Origin of the sequence: Rubritepida flocculans DSM 14296, assembly GCF_000425365.1 — a bacterium.
GTDB classification, from domain to species: domain Bacteria; phylum Pseudomonadota; class Alphaproteobacteria; order Acetobacterales; family Acetobacteraceae; genus Roseococcus; species Roseococcus flocculans.
The window spans coordinates 1-13,820 of sequence record NZ_AUDH01000027.1; the positions used below are offsets into that span (position 1 = coordinate 1).

Consider the following 13,820-nt stretch of genomic DNA (forward strand, 5'->3'; position numbering starts at 1 on the left):
ACCACGATGGCCAAGGCGAAGTTTGAGCGCACCAAGCCGCACTGCAACATTGGGACGATCGGCCATGTGGACCATGGCAAGACGTCGCTGACTGCGGCGATCACGAAGGTGCTGGCGAAGAAGGGTGGTGCGACGTTCACGGCGTACGACCAGATTGACAAGGCGCCTGAGGAGCGTGCGCGGGGCATTACGATTTCGACGGCGCATGTGGAGTACGAGACGGCGAACCGTCACTATGCGCATGTGGACTGCCCTGGCCACGCGGACTATGTGAAGAACATGATCACGGGTGCGGCGCAGATGGACGGCGCCATTCTCGTGGTGTCTGCGGCGGATGGTCCGATGCCGCAGACGCGGGAGCATATTCTGCTGGCGCGTCAGGTGGGCGTTCCTGCGCTGGTGGTGTTCCTGAACAAGATGGACATGGCGGACCCCGACCTGGTCGAGCTGGTGGAGATGGAGGTTCGCGAGCTTCTGTCCTCCTATCAGTTCCCTGGGGACGACATTCCGATCATCAAGGGTTCTGCGCTGTGCGCGCTGGAGGACCGGAACCCCGAGATCGGGGAGCAGGCGATCCTTGCCCTGATGGATGCTGTGGACAGCTACATTCCGCAGCCCGAGCGTGCGATTGACCGTCCGTTCCTGATGCCTGTGGAGGACGTGTTCTCGATTTCCGGCCGCGGCACTGTGGTGACGGGCCGGGTGGAGCGCGGCGTGGTGAAGGTGGGCGACGAGGTGGAGATCGTTGGCCTTCGCGACACGCAGAAGACGGTGGTGACGGGCGTGGAGATGTTCCGCAAGCTGCTGGACCAGGGGCAGGCTGGCGACAACATCGGGGCGCTGCTGCGCGGGACGAAGCGCGAGGACGTGGAGCGCGGTCAGGTTCTTGCGGCGCCTGGCTCGATCACGCCGCACACGAAGTTCAAGGCTGAGGCGTACATTCTCACGAAGGAGGAGGGTGGTCGTCACACGCCGTTCTTCACGAACTACCGTCCTCAGTTCTACTTCCGGACGACGGACGTGACGGGCGTGGTGAAGCTGCCTGAGGGCGTTGAGATGGTGATGCCCGGGGACAACATCTCGATGGAGGTGGAGCTGATCGCGCCGATCGCGATGGACGAGGGTCTGCGCTTCGCCATCCGCGAGGGCGGCCGCACCGTCGGCGCCGGCGTGGTGGCCAGCATCCAGAAGTAAGCGAACCGCCATGGACAGCCAGAACATCCGCATCCGCCTCAAGGCGTTCGATCACCGCGTGCTGGACGGCAGCACGCGCGAGATCGTGAACACCGCGAAGCGGACCGGCGCACGGGTGCGCGGCCCCATCCCGCTGCCCACGCAGATCGAGCGGTTCACCGTGAACCGCTCCCCGCACGTGGACAAGAAGTCGCGCGAGCAGTTCGAAATCCGGACGCATCGCCGCCTGCTCGACATCGTGGACCCCACCCCGCAGACCGTGGACGCGCTGATGAAGCTCGACCTCGCCTCGGGCGTGGACGTCGAGATCAAGATCTGAGGATCCGGTCATGGCCACCCAGACCCGGACGGGGCTGATCGCGCGCAAGCTCGGCATGACCCGTCTGTTCAACGAGGACGGCTCCACCACGCCGGTCACCGTGCTGCATGTGGACGCGGTGCGGGTCGTCGCGCAGCGCACCGCCGAGCGCGACGGCTACGACGCCGTGCAGCTCGGCTTCGGCAAGGCGAAGGCGAAGAACGTCTCCAAGCCCAATCGCGGGCATTTCGCCAAGGCGGGCGTCGAGGCGCCGCAGAAGGTGGCGGAGTTCCGCGTGGATGCGGCGGCTCTCCTGCCGCCCGGCGCGTCCCTCTCGGTGACGCATTTCGTCAAGGGCCAGAAGGTGGACGTCACCGGCACGACGAAGGGCAAGGGCTTCGCGGGCGCGATGAAGCGCTGGAACTTCGCGGGCCTCGAGGCCTCGCACGGCGTGTCCATCAGCCACCGTTCGCACGGCTCCACCGGCAACCGCCAGGATCCGGGCAAGACCTTCAAGAACAAGAAGATGGCGGGCCATCTCGGCGTCGAGCGCGTGACCACGCAGAACCTCGAGGTCGCCGGGCATGACGTCGAGAAGGGCCTTCTTCTGGTCAAGGGCGCGGTGCCCGGGGCCGCGGGCAGCTATGTGCTGGTGCGCGACGCGGTGAAGCGCGCGCGGCCGGCGGAGGCGCCCTTCCCCGCCGCGACCGTCTGAGGATCGAGGACGATGCAGGTCAACGTCATCACGCTGGACAACGCGCCGGCCGGCTCCGCCGAGCTGCCGGACGAGCTGTTCGGCGCCGCGCCGCGCGCGGACATCATGGCGCGCGTCGTGCACTGGCAGCTCGCGAAGCGCCGCGCTGGCACGCACAAGGTGAAGGGCATGGGCGAGGTGCAGGGCACCACGAAGAAGCCCTATCGCCAGAAGGGCACCGGCTCGGCCCGCCAGGGCTCGCTGCGCGCGCCGCAGTTCCGCAAGGGCGGCATCGTGCATGGCCCGGTGGTGCGCGACCACGGCTATTCGCTGCCGAAGAAGGTGCGGCGCCTCGGCCTGATCTCCGCCCTGAGCCAGAAGGCCAAGGACGGGAAGCTGGTGGTGCTCGAGGCCGCGAGCCTCGGCGAGAACGCCAAGACGAAGCAGATGGCCGCGCGCGTGAAGGCGCTGGGCTGGAGCTCCGCGCTGGTGGTGGATGCGGCGGTGGAGGAGGGGTTCGCCCGCGCGCTGCGCAACATCCCCGGCCTGGATGCGCTGCCGACGGCCGGCGCGAACGTCTATGACATCCTGAACCATGACCTGCTCGTTCTGACGCGCGCCGGCGTGGAAGCCCTGAAGGAGCGCCTGGCATGAGCGCCGCCATCAGCAAGCCTGCGGCCCCGAAGCCGCTGGGCAAGGAGCGCATGTACCAGGTGATCCTGGCGCCGCTGGTGACCGAGAAGGCCACCATGCTGTCCGAGAAGGGCGCCTACGCCTTCCGCGTGGCGCTGGATGCGGACAAGCGCGAGATCAAGCAGGCGGTCGAGGGGCTCTTCGGCGTCAGCGTGGTCTCGGTGAACACGCTGGTGATGAAGGGCAAGACCAAGCGCTTCCGGGGCCGCCCCGGCCAGCGTTCGGACTGGAAGAAGGCGATGGTGCGCCTGGCCGAGGGCCAGAGCATCGACCTCACGACGGGGCTTTCGTAATCCCATGGCGCTGAAAAGCTTCAACCCGGTCACGCCGAGCCTGCGCGGCACGGTCCTGATCGACCGCAGCGGCCTGTGGAAGGGCAAGCCCGTGAAGGGGCTGACCGTCGGCAAGACCAAGACCGGCGGGCGCAACAACCACGGCCACATCACCTCCCGCTTCCGCGGCGGCGGGCACAAGCAGGCCTATCGCCTCGTGGACTTCAAGCGCCGCGCCAAGCTGGGCGTGCCCGCGACGGTGGAGCGGATCGAGTACGACCCGAACCGCACCGCCTTCATCGCGCTGCTGAAGTATGCGGATGGCGAGCTCTCCTACATCCTCGCGCCGCAGCGGCTGAAGGCAGGCGACACGGTGCTGTCGGCCGAGAAGGCCGACATCAAGCCGGGCAACGCCATGCCGCTCTCGGCCATCCCGGTCGGCACGGTGATCCACAACATCGAGCTGAAGCCCGGTGCGGGCGGCAAGATCGCGCGCTCGGCCGGCACCTTCGCCCAGCTCGTCGGCAAGGATGCGGGCCTCGCGCAGATCAAGCTGATGTCGGGCGAGCTGCGCACGGTGCGCAGCGAGTGCATGGCCTCGATCGGCGCCGTGTCCAACCCGGACAACAGCAACCAGCAGATCGGCAAGGCCGGTCGCTCGCGCTGGCTGGGCCGCAAGCCGCACAACCGCGGCGTGGCGATGAACCCGGTGGATCACCCGCATGGCGGCGGCGAGGGCCGCACCTCGGGCGGGCGCCATCCGGTCACGCCCTGGGGCAAGCCGACGAAGGGCGCGAAGACGCGCAACAACAAGCGGACGGATCGCAACATCCTGCGCCGCCGCCACGCGACGAAGGGCTGAGGCACATGCCGCGCAGCGTTTGGAAAGGTCCGTTCGTGGACGGCTACCTCCTGGCGAAGGCCGAGGCGGCGCGCGCCTCCACGCGCAACGAGGTCATCAAGACCTGGTCGCGACGGAGCACGATCATGCCGCAGTTCGTGGGCCTCACTTTCGGCGTGTACAACGGGCGCAAGTTCCTCCCCGTGCAGGTGACCGAGAACATGGTCGGCCACAAGCTCGGCGAGTTCGCGCCGACGCGCACCTTCGGCGGCCACTCCGCCGACAAGAAGGCGAAGCGGGGCTGAACATGAGCAAGCCGAAGCATCCGCGCGGCCTCAGCGACACCGAGGCGCAGGCGATCACCTACAACATTCGCGTCAGCCCCCGGAAGCTGAACCTGGTGGCGGCGACGATCCGCGGCGCGCGCGCGCAGGACGCGGTGGCGACGCTGACTTTCAGCAAGCGCCGCATCGCGCAGACGGTGAAGAAGACGCTGGAGAGCGCGATCGCCAACGCCGAGAACAACCACCAGCTCGACGTGGACCGCCTCGTGGTGTCGCGCGCCGAGGTGGGGCGCGCCATCGTCATGAAGCGCTTTCATGCGCGCGGCCGCGGCAAGTCGGCCCGCGTGGAGAAGTGGTTCAGCCATCTCAAGATCGTCGTCGCCGAGCAGCAGGTGGCGAAGGCCGGCACGGAAGCGGAGGCCGCGTAACATGGGTCACAAGGTCAATCCGATCGGGCTGCGCCTCGGCATCAACCGCACCTGGGACAGCCGTTGGTTCGCGGGCGAGGACTACGCGAAGCTGCTGCACGACGACCTGAAGCTCCGCGAGACGCTGAAGGAGCGCCTGAAGTCCGCCGGCGTGTCGAAGGTGGTGGTGGAGCGCCCGGCGAAGAAGCCGCGCGTGACGATTCACGCCGCCCGGCCGGGCGTCGTCATCGGCAAGAAGGGCGCGGACATCGACCAGCTCCGCAAGGAGCTCTCGGCCAAGGCGGGGGCCGAGGTGTCGCTCAACATCCTCGAGATCCGCAAGCCGGAGCTGGACGCCACGCTGGTGGCCGAGAGCATCGCGCAGCAGCTCGAGCGGCGCGTGGCCTTCCGCCGCGCGATGAAGCGCGCCGTGCAGTCGGCCATGCGGCTCGGCGCGCAGGGCATCCGGATCAACTGCTCGGGCCGTCTCGGGGGTGCGGAGATCGCGCGCATGGAGTGGTACCGCGAGGGGCGCGTGCCGCTGCACACCCTGCGCGCGGACATCGACTACGGCATCGCCACCGCGAAGACGACCTACGGCACCTGCGGCGTGAAGGTCTGGATCTTCAAGGGCGAGATCATGGCCCATGACCCGATGGCGCAGGACCGCCGGGCGCAGGAACAGGCGCCCCAGCGGTAAGGATGTGAGCAATGCTGCAGCCTAAGCGAACCAAGTACCGCAAGGCCCACAAGGGCCGCATCAAGGGCGTGGCGAAGGGCGGCTTCTCGCTGACCTTCGGCGGCTACGGCCTGAAGGCGCTGGAGCCCGAGCGCGTCACCGCGCGGCAGATCGAGGCGGCGCGCCGCGCGATCACCCGCGCCATGAAGCGCCAGGGCCGCGTGTGGATCCGCATCTTCCCGGACGTGCCCGTCTCGACCAAGCCGGCCGAGGTGCGCATGGGCTCGGGCAAGGGTTCGCCCGAATACTGGATCTGCCGCGTGAAGCCGGGGCGGATCATGTTCGAGATCGACGGCGTGGCGAACGAGACGGCGCGCGAGGCGCTCTCGCTCGGCGCGGCCAAGCTGCCGATCAAGACGAAGATCGTGACGCGCCTGGGCGCGGAGGCCTGAGGTCATGACGAAGATCGCGGACATCCGAGCCAAGTCGGCGGACGAGCTGCAGGGCATGCTGCTCGACCTCCGCAAGGAGCAGTTCAACCTGCGCTTCCAGCGCGCGACGGGCCAGCTCGAGGCGGTGAGCCGCATCCGGGCGGTGCGGCGCGACATCGCGCGGGTGAAGACCATCATGGCCGAGCGCGCGCGCGCGGCCGCCAACCCGCAATCCTGAGGAGACCCCGGCAATGCCGAAGCGAGTCCTCACCGGGCGGGTCGTCAGCGACAAGATGGACAAGACGGTCACCGTCTTGGTCGAGCGTCGCGTGATGCACCCGCTCTACAAGAAGTTCATCCGCCGTTCGAAGAAGTATGCGGCGCACGACGAGGCGAACCTGTGCCGCGAGGGCGACACGGTCTCGATCCAGGAGTGCCCGCCGATCTCGAAGCGCAAGACCTGGACGGTCATCCTGCGCAATGGCGAGCCGGTCGGTGAAGGGGTGCAGGCATGATCTCGGTCGAGACGAACCTGGACGTCGCCGACAACTCCGGCGCGCGCCGCGTGCAGTGCATCAAGGTGCTGGGCGGCACGCGCCGCAAGACGGCCTCGGTGGGCGACGTGATCGTGGTGGCCGTGCAGGAGGCGATTCCGCGCGGCAAGGTGAAGAAGGGCGCGGTGGAGCGTGCGGTGATCGTGCGCACGGCCTATCCCGTGCGCCGGCCGGACGGCAGCGCGATCCGCTTCGACCGCAACGCCGCGGTGCTGATCAACAAGCAGGGCGAACCGATCGGCACGCGCATCTTCGGGCCCGTGGTGCGCGAGCTGCGCGCGCGGAAGTTCATGAAGATCATCAGCCTGGCGCCGGAGGTGCTCTGACCATGGCCGCCAAGATCAAGAAGGGCGACCGGGTGCAGGTGCTCGCCGGGCGCGACAAGGGCAAGCGGGGCGAGGTGCTGCGCGTGATGCCGGCCGAGGAGCGCGCGCTGGTGCAGGGCGTGAACCTCGTGAAGCGCCACACGAAGCAGACGCGCATCGGCGAGACGGGCGGGATCGTGACGAAGGAGTCGCCGATCCACCTCTCGAACCTGGCGCTGATCGACCCGAAGACGGACAAGCCGACGCGCGTGGGCTTCCGCGTCCTGGAGGACGGGAAGAAGGTCCGCGTGGCCAAGGCGAGCGGTGAGGTGCTCGACGCATGAGCGGGACGAAGAAGGGCGCCGCCGCCAAGGGCGGCGCGAAGCCGGCCGCCAAGCCCAAGGCGGCGGCCCAGCCGAAGAAGACCGACGCGCCGGACGCCGGGCGCCGCGTGGAGGCCGTGCCGGCCGCCGCCGGCAAGGCGGCCGCGATGCCGCGCGAGATCGCGCGCCTGCAGAAGCACTACGCCGAGGTGGTGAAGCCCGCGCTCCAGAAGGAGTTCGGCTACAAGAACCCGATGCAGGTGCCCAAGCTCGAGAAGATCGTGATCAACATGGGCGTGGGCGAGGCCGCGGGCGACCAGAAGAAGCTGGACGCGGCGGTGGCCGACCTCACGCTCATCTCGGGCCAGAAGCCGGTGCGCACCCGCGCCAAGAAGGCGATCGCGGGCTTCAAGATCCGCGAGGGCCAGGCGATCGGCTGCAAGGTGACGCTGCGCAAGGCGCGGATGTACGAGTTCCTGGACCGCCTCGTGACGATCGCGCTGCCGCGCGTGCGCGACTTCCGCGGCATTCCGGGCAACCGCGGCTTCGACGGGCGGGGCAACTACAGCCTCGGCCTGAAGGAGCAGATCGTGTTCCCCGAGATCAACTACGACAAGGTGGACGCGATCCGCGGCATGGACATCGTCTTCGTGACGACGGCGAGGACCGACAAGGAAGCCAAGGCGCTGCTGAAGGCTTTCGACCTCCCCTTCGTCAACTGATGCAACCGGAAAACCGCCGGCGCGCGCCGGCAGGTTCCAGAGGACCCTGAGCCTATGGCCAAGATCTCTTCCGTCGAGAAGAACAAGCGCCGCGAGAAGCTCGCCGGGCAGCACGCCAAGAAGCGCGCCGCCCTGAAGGCCATCGTGATGGACCGCGAGGCGCCGATCGAGGACCGCTTCGCCGCGACGCTGAAGCTCGCGCAGATGCCGCGCAACGCGGCCAAGGTGCGCGTGCGCCTGCGCTGCGAGGTGACGGGCCGCCCGCGCGGCAACTACCGCAAGTTCAAGCTGTGCCGGAACCAGCTCCGCGAACTGGCCAACAAGGGCCAGCTTCCGGGCGTGGTGAAGGCGAGCTGGTAAGGAGCCCCGCGCATGTCCATGTCCGATCCGCTGGGCGATCTGCTGACGCGCATTCGCAACGCGCACGCCTCGCGCCAGACGCGCTGCGTCGCGCCGGCGAGCCGCCTCAAGACCGATGTGCTGGAGGTGCTGAAGCGCGAGGGCTACATCCGCGCCTGGCGCGTGGAGGAAATCCGCCCCGGCGTGCGGCAGATCGAGATCGAGCTGAAGTATTCCGAGGGCGAGCCCGCCATCAAGGAGATCAGCCGCGTCTCGAAGCCCGGCCGCCGCGTCTATTCGAAGATCAAGGAGCTGCCGAAGTTCTACAACGGCCTCGGCATCCAGATCCTGTCCACGCCGCGCGGCGTGATGAGCGACAACGAGGCCCGCGCCGCCAATGTCGGCGGCGAGGTTCTCTGCCGCGTGTTCTGAGGGGGCCGCGATGTCTCGCGTCGGAAAATACCCGGTTCCGGTGCCGGCGGGCGTGACGGTCACGCTCGCGGGCCGGACGCTGAAGGCCAAGGGCAAGCTCGGCGAGCTCTCGCTCGAGCTGACGGACGCCGTGGATGTGGAGGTGCGCGCGAACGAGGTCGCCGTCTCGCCGCGCGGCGAGGATCGGCGATCCCGCACCCTGTGGGGCACCACGCGCAGCCTGGTGAACGGCATGCTGATCGGCGTCTCGACGGGCTATTCGAAGTCCATGGAGATCACCGGCACCGGCTACAAGGCCGCCATGCAGGGCAATGAGCTGGTGCTGAACCTGGGCTACAGCCACGAAATCCGCTATCCTGCGCCGCCGGGCATCAAGATCAGCTGCGAGAAGCCCACCTCGGTGAAGGTGGAGGGCATCGACAAGCAGAAGGTCGGCCAGGTGGCGGCGGAAATCCGCGCCTTCCGCGGGCCCGAGCCCTACAAGGGCAAGGGCGTGAGGTACGACAACGAGGTGATCCTCCGGAAGGAGGGGAAGAAGAAGTAATGGCCGACAAGCTCGCCCTGCAGGCGCGCCGCCGCCAGCGGCTGCGCTACCAGCTCCGGCAGAAGGGCGGGGGGCGTCCCCGCCTGTCCGTCTTCCGCTCGGGGCGCCATATCTACGCCCAGGTGATCGACGATGCGGCCGGGCGCACCGTCGCGGCGGCCTCCTCGCTCGAGAAGGCGCTGCGCGAGACGCTCAAGACGGGCGCCGACAAGGCGGCCGCGGAGACCGTCGGCAAGCTGGTGGCGGAGCGCGCCATCGCCGCCGGCGTCACCGAGGTGGTCTTCGACCGTGGTCCCTACCTCTATCATGGCCGCGTGAAGGCGCTGGCCGACGCCGCCCGTGAGGGCGGCCTCAGCTTCTGACGCGCGGGGAGAATCGAGATGGCACGTGAACCGCGTGGTGGCGGCGAGGGTGGCGAGCAGCAGCGGGGGCGCCGCGGGCGCGACCGCGAGCGCGAGCGCGCGCCCGAGCGCGAGCCCGGCGACGAGCTGCAGGACAAGCTGGTCACGATCAACCGCGTGGCCAAGGTGGTGAAGGGCGGCCGGCGCTTCAGCTTCGCTGCGCTCGTCGTGGTCGGCGACCAGAAGGGGCGCGTGGGCTACGGCACGGGCAAGGCGCGCGAGGTGCCCGAGGCGATCCGCAAGGCGACGGAGCGCGCGAAGCGCGGCATGGTGCGCGTGCCCATGCGCGAAGGGCGCACCCTGCACCACGACGTGATCGGCGAGTTCGGCGCGGGCCGCGTCATCCTGCGCTCGGCGCCGCCGGGCACGGGGATCATCGCGGGCGGCCCGATGCGCGCCGTGTTCGAGACGCTGGGCATGGGCGATGTGGTGGCCAAGTGCACCGGCACCACCAACCCGCACAACATGGTGAAGGCGACCTTCGCGGCGCTGACCAAGGCGACGAGCCCGCGCAGCGTGGCCAATCGCCGCGGCAAGAAGGTCTCGGATCTGCTCGGCCCCCGCAAGGAGGGCGCGGAGCCCGCGCAGGAGGCGGCCCATGTCTGAGCCGAAGAAGACCGTTCGCGTGACGCAGATCGCCTCCGGCTACGGCCGCAAGCCCGGCCAGCAGGAGACGCTGAAGGGCCTCGGCCTCAACAAGATCAACCGCACCCGCGAGCTGGAGGACACGCCCGCGGTGCGCGGGATGATCCGCAAGGTCGCGCACCTGGTGAAGGTGGAAGACTGAGATGAAGCTCAACGAACTGCGCGACAATCCGGGCGCGCGGCCGAAGTTCAAGCGCATCGGCCGCGGCATCGGCTCGGGCAAGGGCAAGACCGGCGGCCGCGGCGTGAAGGGCCAGAAGGCGCGCACGGGCGTGTCGCTGAACGGGTTCGAGGGCGGCCAGCTCCCGATCTACCGGCGCCTGCCCAAGCGCGGCTTCAACAACATCTTCCGGCTGACCTACGCGCCGCTCAACATCGGCACGCTGGATGCGGCGATCGAGGCGGGCCGGCTGCCGGCCTCGGGCCAGATCACCGAGGCGATGCTGCGCGAGGCGGGCGTGGTCGCGCGCAGCGGGAAGTATGCGGGCGTGCGCCTGCTCGGCCGCGGCGAGATCAAGCGGGCGGTGGAGATCAGCGTCTCCGGCGCCTCCGCCACCGCCATCGCGGCGGTCGAGGCCGCAGGCGGCAAGGTCCTGCTGCCGGCGGCCCAGGCCGCGACGGAGTGACGCTTCCCGGGCCGGCGGCGGTTGCGGCCGCGACCGGTCCGGCGCATGAGGGCCGGGTGGCTCCCGCCCGGGCGGGGGCGGCCCGCAGGCTATGGGCCGCCCGGGGCCTCTTGGCCGGGCGCCACCGAACGGGGGAATGTCTCGCATGGCTTCGGCCACCGATCAGCTTGCCGGCAGCCTGAACCTCGGCGTCCTGGCCAAGGCGACCGAGCTCAAGCAGCGGATCTGGTTCACGCTGGGCGCGCTGATCGTCTATCGCATCGGCACCTACATCCCGGTGCCGGGCGTGGATGCGGCCGTGATGGGCGAGATGCTGCGCCAGCATGGCGGCGGCATCCTCGGCATGTTCGACATGTTCACGGGCGGCGCGCTGGGGCGCATGACCGTCTTCGCCCTGAACATCATGCCCTACATCTCCGCCTCCATCATCGTGCAGCTGATGACGGCGGCGATCCCCTCCTGGGAGCAGCTCAAGAAGGAGGGGGAGAGCGGGCGCAAGAAGCTCAATCAGTACACGCGCTACCTCACGCTGCTCATCGCCATCTTCCAGGCCTATGGCATCTCGGTGGGGCTGGAGGGGATCCGCGGCAGCATGGGGCCCGCCGTGGCCGATCCCGGCTGGTTCTTCCGCATCTCCTGCGTGATCACGCTGACCGGCGGCACCATGTTCCTGATGTGGCTGGGCGAGCAGATCACCGCGCGCGGCGTGGGCAACGGCATCTCGCTCATCATCTTCGCCGGCATCGTGGCCAACCTGCCCTCGGCGCTGGTGGCGACGCTGGAGCTGGGACGGACGGGGGCGCTCTCCACCTTCTTCATCATCTTCTTCCTGATCGCGGCGCTGGGCGTGATCTTCGTCGTGGTCTTCGTCGAGCGCGCGCAGCGCCGCATCCCGGTGCAGTATCCCAAGCGCCAGGTGGGCAACCGCATGTTCGGCGGCGAGGCGACGCATCTGCCGCTGAAGCTGAACACCTCGGGCGTGATCCCGCCGATCTTCGCCTCCTCGCTGCTGCTGCTGCCGGCCACCATCGCGGGCTTCACCACCGACCGCACGGCCGACACCTGGCTGCAATGGCTGGCGAATCAGCTCGCGCACGGGCAGCCGGCCTACATGGCGCTGTACATGGCGCTGATCGTCTTCTTCGCCTTCTTCTACACCGCCGTGGTGTTCAACCCGGCCGAGACGGCGGACAACCTGAAGAAATACGGCGGCTTCGTGCCCGGCATCCGGCCCGGCCAGAACACGGCGGAGTATCTGGACCGCGTGCTGACGCGGCTGACGGCGGTGGGCGCGATCTACCTCTGCGTGGTCTGCCTGATCCCGGAGCTGCTGATCTCCAACTACGGCGTGCCCTTCTATTTCGGCGGCACCTCGCTGCTCATCATCGTCACCGTGACGATGGACACGGTGGCGCAGGTGCAGTCGCACCTCTTCGCCCATCAGTACGAGGGGCTGATCAAGAAGGCCCGGCTGGGCGGCCGCGGCCCCCGTCCCCGCTGACGCGTCCGCGCTGAAGGAGACCCCGATGAACCTCATCCTCCTCGGCCCTCCCGGCGCGGGCAAGGGCACCCAGGCCAAGCGCCTGGAGGAGCGTTTCGGCCTGGTGCAGATCTCCACCGGGGACATGCTGCGCGCCGAGGTCAAGGCCGCCACCCCCATCGGGCTCGAGGCCAAGGCCATCATGGAGCGCGGCGAGCTGGTGCCGGACGCCATCATCACCGCCATGCTGGCCGCGCGCGTGCAGCAGCCGGACGCGGCAAAGGGCTTCATCCTGGACGGTTTCCCCCGCACCGTGCCGCAGGCCGAGGCGCTGGACGCGATGCTCGCCGAGAAGGGGCTGCGCCTCGACCACGTGATCGAACTCAAGGTGGACGACGCCGCGCTGGTGGCGCGCATCTCGGGCCGCTTCACCTGCGCGCGCTGCGGCGAGGGCTATCACGACCAGTTCAAGCCGCCCGCCGTGGCCGGCGTCTGCGACAAGTGCGGCGGGACGGAGTTCACCCGCCGCGCCGACGACAAGGCCGAGACGGTGGGCGCGCGCCTCGCCGCCTACCACCGGCAGACGGCGCCGCTGCTGCCCTATTACGCCGCGCAGGGGAAGCTGCGCAGCGTGGACGGCATGGCCGACATGTCCGCCGTGACGGCGGCGCTGGAGGAGATTCTGGCGCCGGCCGCTTGACGCGGCGGGCGTCTCGGTTCTATCTCCCCGCCTCTCGCGGGCGGGGCGTGTCGGGCGCGGCACCCTTCGGCCGCGCTTGGCTTTGGTCAGGTGAAGGAATCGGCCTTGCCGCCCGGGCGACCGGATGGCGGGGTCAAACAGGGACGGTCCTGGGCAGGACCCGCAGGAGCTGGAACGTGGCGCGCATCGCTGGCGTGAACATCCCCCCCAACAAGCGCGTGGTGATCTCGCTGCGCTACATCTACGGCATCGGCCCGCAGAACGCGAAGGAGATCTGCGCGAAGGTGGGCATCCCCGAGGAGCGCCGGGTGAACCAGCTCACCGACGACGAGATCGTGCGCCTGCGCGAGACCATCGACCGCGACTACCGCGTGGAGGGCGACCTCCGGCGCGAGGTGGCGATGAATATCAAGCGGCTGATGGACATGGCCTGCTATCGCGGCCTGCGGCACCGCCGCGGCCTGCCGGTGCGCGGCCAGCGCACCCACACCAACGCCCGCACCCGCAAGGGCAAGGCCGTGCCCGTGGCCGGCAAGAAGAAGGTGACGAAGTAAGATGGCCCGCCAGCCCTCCGCCTCCTCGCGCCCGCGCAAGAAGGAGCGCAAGAACATCTCCTCCGGCGTGGCGCATGTGCTCGCCACCTTCAACAACACCATCGTGACCATCACCGACGCCCAGGGCAACGCCATCGCCTGGTCCTCGGCGGGGGCCAAGGGCTTCAAGGGCAGCCGCAAGTCCACGCCCTACGCCGCCCAGATGGCGGCCGAGGACGCGGGCATGAAGGCGCGCGAGCACGGCATGGAGACGGTGGAGGTCGAGGTCTCCGGCCCCGGCTCGGGGCGCGAGAGCGCGCTGCGCGCCCTGCAGTCCGTCGGCTTCCACGTCACCGCCATCCGCGACGTGACGCCCATCCCGCACAACGGCTGCCGCCCGCGCAAGCGCCGCCGGGTCTGAGC

At 69.2% G+C, this 13,820-nt stretch carries 26 protein-coding genes; all 26 read left to right on the forward strand.

Annotation, left to right across the window (positions count from 1 at the left end; translation table 11 throughout):
* Window positions 1-6 precede the first annotated feature (6 nt).
* Window positions 7-1,194 (forward strand): elongation factor Tu, encoded by a 1,188-nt coding sequence (gene tuf / locus H596_RS0115670; RefSeq protein WP_027285015.1) that lies wholly within the window; start codon window positions 7-9, stop codon window positions 1,192-1,194.
* A gap of 10 nt (window positions 1,195-1,204) precedes the next feature.
* Window positions 1,205-1,513, forward strand: a complete 309-nt coding sequence (gene rpsJ, locus H596_RS0115675; RefSeq protein ID WP_027285682.1) for a 30S ribosomal protein S10 — start codon at window positions 1,205-1,207, stop codon at window positions 1,511-1,513.
* A 10-nt stretch (window positions 1,514-1,523) separates the two neighbouring features.
* Window positions 1,524-2,207 (forward strand): 50S ribosomal protein L3, encoded by a 684-nt coding sequence (gene rplC, locus H596_RS0115680; RefSeq protein WP_027285683.1) that lies wholly within the window; start codon window positions 1,524-1,526, stop codon window positions 2,205-2,207.
* 12 nt (window positions 2,208-2,219) lie between these two features.
* The gene (gene rplD / locus H596_RS0115685; protein ID WP_027285684.1) at window positions 2,220-2,840 is read left to right on the forward strand and encodes a 50S ribosomal protein L4; all 621 of its coding nucleotides are present in this window, start codon (window positions 2,220-2,222) and stop codon (window positions 2,838-2,840) included.
* A 35-nt stretch (window positions 2,841-2,875) separates the two neighbouring features.
* On the forward strand, window positions 2,876-3,172 hold the full coding sequence (locus H596_RS0115690) for a 50S ribosomal protein L23 (RefSeq protein WP_211225303.1): 297 nt from the start codon (window positions 2,876-2,878) through the stop codon (window positions 3,170-3,172).
* Between the two features lie 4 nt (window positions 3,173-3,176).
* Complete coding sequence (gene rplB / locus H596_RS0115695) at window positions 3,177-4,013, forward strand: 50S ribosomal protein L2 (protein WP_027285686.1); 837 nt, start codon at window positions 3,177-3,179, stop codon at window positions 4,011-4,013.
* A 5-nt stretch (window positions 4,014-4,018) separates the two neighbouring features.
* Window positions 4,019-4,297 (forward strand): 30S ribosomal protein S19, encoded by a 279-nt coding sequence (gene rpsS / locus H596_RS0115700; RefSeq protein WP_037301766.1) that lies wholly within the window; start codon window positions 4,019-4,021, stop codon window positions 4,295-4,297.
* 2 nt (window positions 4,298-4,299) lie between these two features.
* A complete protein-coding gene (gene rplV / locus H596_RS0115705; RefSeq protein WP_027285688.1) occupies window positions 4,300-4,704 on the forward strand; it encodes a 50S ribosomal protein L22 in 405 nt (134 codons plus the stop codon).
* Window position 4,705: 1 nt separating this feature from the next.
* Window positions 4,706-5,383, forward strand: coding sequence for a 30S ribosomal protein S3 (gene rpsC / locus H596_RS0115710; protein ID WP_027285689.1), 678 nt, complete (start codon window positions 4,706-4,708; stop codon window positions 5,381-5,383).
* 11 nt (window positions 5,384-5,394) lie between these two features.
* Window positions 5,395-5,814: a 50S ribosomal protein L16 gene (gene rplP / locus H596_RS0115715; protein WP_027285690.1), complete on the forward strand. Its 420-nt coding sequence runs from the start codon at window positions 5,395-5,397 to the stop codon at window positions 5,812-5,814.
* A 4-nt stretch (window positions 5,815-5,818) separates the two neighbouring features.
* Entirely contained in the window at window positions 5,819-6,031 is a 213-nt protein-coding gene (rpmC, locus tag H596_RS0115720) for a 50S ribosomal protein L29 (protein ID WP_027285691.1), read from the forward strand.
* Window positions 6,032-6,044: 13 nt separating this feature from the next.
* Window positions 6,045-6,308 carry a 30S ribosomal protein S17 gene (gene rpsQ, locus H596_RS0115725; protein WP_027285692.1) on the forward strand — a complete coding sequence of 88 codons (264 nt, stop codon included), beginning with the start codon at window positions 6,045-6,047 and terminating at the stop codon, window positions 6,306-6,308.
* Window positions 6,305-6,673, forward strand: coding sequence for a 50S ribosomal protein L14 (gene rplN / locus H596_RS0115730; RefSeq protein ID WP_027285693.1), 369 nt, complete (start codon window positions 6,305-6,307; stop codon window positions 6,671-6,673). The genes rpsQ and rplN overlap by 4 nt, the downstream gene beginning before the upstream one ends.
* A 2-nt stretch (window positions 6,674-6,675) precedes the next feature.
* Window positions 6,676-6,996: a 50S ribosomal protein L24 gene (gene rplX / locus H596_RS0115735; RefSeq protein ID WP_027285694.1), complete on the forward strand. Its 321-nt coding sequence runs from the start codon at window positions 6,676-6,678 to the stop codon at window positions 6,994-6,996.
* 146 nt (window positions 6,997-7,142) lie between these two features.
* Entirely contained in the window at window positions 7,143-7,697 is a 555-nt protein-coding gene (rplE, locus tag H596_RS0115740) for a 50S ribosomal protein L5 (RefSeq protein WP_037301772.1), read from the forward strand.
* 54 nt (window positions 7,698-7,751) lie between these two features.
* Window positions 7,752-8,057: a 30S ribosomal protein S14 gene (gene rpsN, locus H596_RS0115745; RefSeq protein WP_027285696.1), complete on the forward strand. Its 306-nt coding sequence runs from the start codon at window positions 7,752-7,754 to the stop codon at window positions 8,055-8,057.
* 12 nt (window positions 8,058-8,069) lie between these two features.
* Window positions 8,070-8,468 carry a 30S ribosomal protein S8 gene (rpsH, locus tag H596_RS0115750; protein ID WP_027285697.1) on the forward strand — a complete coding sequence of 133 codons (399 nt, stop codon included), beginning with the start codon at window positions 8,070-8,072 and terminating at the stop codon, window positions 8,466-8,468.
* Window positions 8,469-8,478: 10 nt separating this feature from the next.
* A complete protein-coding gene (gene rplF, locus H596_RS0115755) occupies window positions 8,479-9,012 on the forward strand; it encodes a 50S ribosomal protein L6 (RefSeq protein ID WP_027285698.1) in 534 nt (177 codons plus the stop codon).
* On the forward strand, window positions 9,012-9,374 hold the full coding sequence (rplR, locus tag H596_RS0115760; protein WP_027285699.1) for a 50S ribosomal protein L18: 363 nt from the start codon (window positions 9,012-9,014) through the stop codon (window positions 9,372-9,374). Before rplF ends, rplR begins: the two co-directional genes overlap by 1 nt.
* Window positions 9,375-9,392: 18 nt before the next feature.
* Window positions 9,393-10,019, forward strand: coding sequence for a 30S ribosomal protein S5 (rpsE, locus tag H596_RS0115765; protein WP_027285700.1), 627 nt, complete (start codon window positions 9,393-9,395; stop codon window positions 10,017-10,019).
* Window positions 10,012-10,200, forward strand: coding sequence for a 50S ribosomal protein L30 (rpmD, locus tag H596_RS0115770; protein ID WP_027285701.1), 189 nt, complete (start codon window positions 10,012-10,014; stop codon window positions 10,198-10,200). The genes rpsE and rpmD overlap by 8 nt, the downstream gene beginning before the upstream one ends.
* 1 nt (window position 10,201) lies before the next feature.
* On the forward strand, window positions 10,202-10,684 hold the full coding sequence (gene rplO / locus H596_RS0115775) for a 50S ribosomal protein L15 (protein WP_027285702.1): 483 nt from the start codon (window positions 10,202-10,204) through the stop codon (window positions 10,682-10,684).
* Between the two features lie 145 nt (window positions 10,685-10,829).
* Complete coding sequence (gene secY, locus H596_RS0115780; RefSeq protein WP_027285703.1) at window positions 10,830-12,185, forward strand: preprotein translocase subunit SecY; 1,356 nt, start codon at window positions 10,830-10,832, stop codon at window positions 12,183-12,185.
* A 25-nt stretch (window positions 12,186-12,210) separates the two neighbouring features.
* On the forward strand, window positions 12,211-12,864 hold the full coding sequence (locus H596_RS0115785) for an adenylate kinase (protein WP_027285704.1): 654 nt from the start codon (window positions 12,211-12,213) through the stop codon (window positions 12,862-12,864).
* A gap of 176 nt (window positions 12,865-13,040) precedes the next feature.
* Window positions 13,041-13,418 (forward strand): 30S ribosomal protein S13, encoded by a 378-nt coding sequence (gene rpsM / locus H596_RS0115790; RefSeq protein WP_027285705.1) that lies wholly within the window; start codon window positions 13,041-13,043, stop codon window positions 13,416-13,418.
* 1 nt (window position 13,419) lies between these two features.
* Window positions 13,420-13,818 (forward strand): 30S ribosomal protein S11, encoded by a 399-nt coding sequence (gene rpsK, locus H596_RS0115795; protein WP_027285706.1) that lies wholly within the window; start codon window positions 13,420-13,422, stop codon window positions 13,816-13,818.
* The last annotated feature ends 2 nt before the right edge of the window (window positions 13,819-13,820 follow it).

What these genes read in the sequence shown, in the direction of transcription:
- rpsE (WP_027285700.1), top strand. Translation starts at nt 9,393, where the DNA reads ATGGCACGTGAACCGCGTGGTGGCGGCGAGGGTGGCGAGCAGCAGCGG.
- H596_RS0115785 (WP_027285704.1), top strand. Translation starts at nt 12,211, where the DNA reads ATGAACCTCATCCTCCTCGGCCCTCCCGGCGCGGGCAAGGGCACCCAG.
- rplR (WP_027285699.1), top strand. Translation starts at nt 9,012, where the DNA reads ATGGCCGACAAGCTCGCCCTGCAGGCGCGCCGCCGCCAGCGGCTGCGC.
- rplD (WP_027285684.1), top strand. Translation starts at nt 2,220, where the DNA reads ATGCAGGTCAACGTCATCACGCTGGACAACGCGCCGGCCGGCTCCGCC.
- rpmD (WP_027285701.1), top strand. Translation starts at nt 10,012, where the DNA reads ATGTCTGAGCCGAAGAAGACCGTTCGCGTGACGCAGATCGCCTCCGGC.
- rpsH (WP_027285697.1), top strand. Translation starts at nt 8,070, where the DNA reads ATGTCCATGTCCGATCCGCTGGGCGATCTGCTGACGCGCATTCGCAAC.
- rpmC (WP_027285691.1), top strand. Translation starts at nt 5,819, where the DNA reads ATGACGAAGATCGCGGACATCCGAGCCAAGTCGGCGGACGAGCTGCAG.
- secY (WP_027285703.1), top strand. Translation starts at nt 10,830, where the DNA reads ATGGCTTCGGCCACCGATCAGCTTGCCGGCAGCCTGAACCTCGGCGTC.
- rplV (WP_027285688.1), top strand. Translation starts at nt 4,300, where the DNA reads ATGAGCAAGCCGAAGCATCCGCGCGGCCTCAGCGACACCGAGGCGCAG.
- rplC (WP_027285683.1), top strand. Translation starts at nt 1,524, where the DNA reads ATGGCCACCCAGACCCGGACGGGGCTGATCGCGCGCAAGCTCGGCATG.
- rplX (WP_027285694.1), top strand. Translation starts at nt 6,676, where the DNA reads ATGGCCGCCAAGATCAAGAAGGGCGACCGGGTGCAGGTGCTCGCCGGG.
- rplF (WP_027285698.1), top strand. Translation starts at nt 8,479, where the DNA reads ATGTCTCGCGTCGGAAAATACCCGGTTCCGGTGCCGGCGGGCGTGACG.
- rplB (WP_027285686.1), top strand. Translation starts at nt 3,177, where the DNA reads ATGGCGCTGAAAAGCTTCAACCCGGTCACGCCGAGCCTGCGCGGCACG.
- rplN (WP_027285693.1), top strand. Translation starts at nt 6,305, where the DNA reads ATGATCTCGGTCGAGACGAACCTGGACGTCGCCGACAACTCCGGCGCG.
- tuf (WP_027285015.1), top strand. Translation starts at nt 7, where the DNA reads ATGGCCAAGGCGAAGTTTGAGCGCACCAAGCCGCACTGCAACATTGGG.
- rpsJ (WP_027285682.1), top strand. Translation starts at nt 1,205, where the DNA reads ATGGACAGCCAGAACATCCGCATCCGCCTCAAGGCGTTCGATCACCGC.
- rpsQ (WP_027285692.1), top strand. Translation starts at nt 6,045, where the DNA reads ATGCCGAAGCGAGTCCTCACCGGGCGGGTCGTCAGCGACAAGATGGAC.
- rpsK (WP_027285706.1), top strand. Translation starts at nt 13,420, where the DNA reads ATGGCCCGCCAGCCCTCCGCCTCCTCGCGCCCGCGCAAGAAGGAGCGC.
- rpsC (WP_027285689.1), top strand. Translation starts at nt 4,706, where the DNA reads ATGGGTCACAAGGTCAATCCGATCGGGCTGCGCCTCGGCATCAACCGC.
- rpsS (WP_037301766.1), top strand. Translation starts at nt 4,019, where the DNA reads ATGCCGCGCAGCGTTTGGAAAGGTCCGTTCGTGGACGGCTACCTCCTG.
- rpsN (WP_027285696.1), top strand. Translation starts at nt 7,752, where the DNA reads ATGGCCAAGATCTCTTCCGTCGAGAAGAACAAGCGCCGCGAGAAGCTC.
- rplO (WP_027285702.1), top strand. Translation starts at nt 10,202, where the DNA reads ATGAAGCTCAACGAACTGCGCGACAATCCGGGCGCGCGGCCGAAGTTC.
- rplP (WP_027285690.1), top strand. Translation starts at nt 5,395, where the DNA reads ATGCTGCAGCCTAAGCGAACCAAGTACCGCAAGGCCCACAAGGGCCGC.
- rplE (WP_037301772.1), top strand. Translation starts at nt 7,143, where the DNA reads ATGCCGCGCGAGATCGCGCGCCTGCAGAAGCACTACGCCGAGGTGGTG.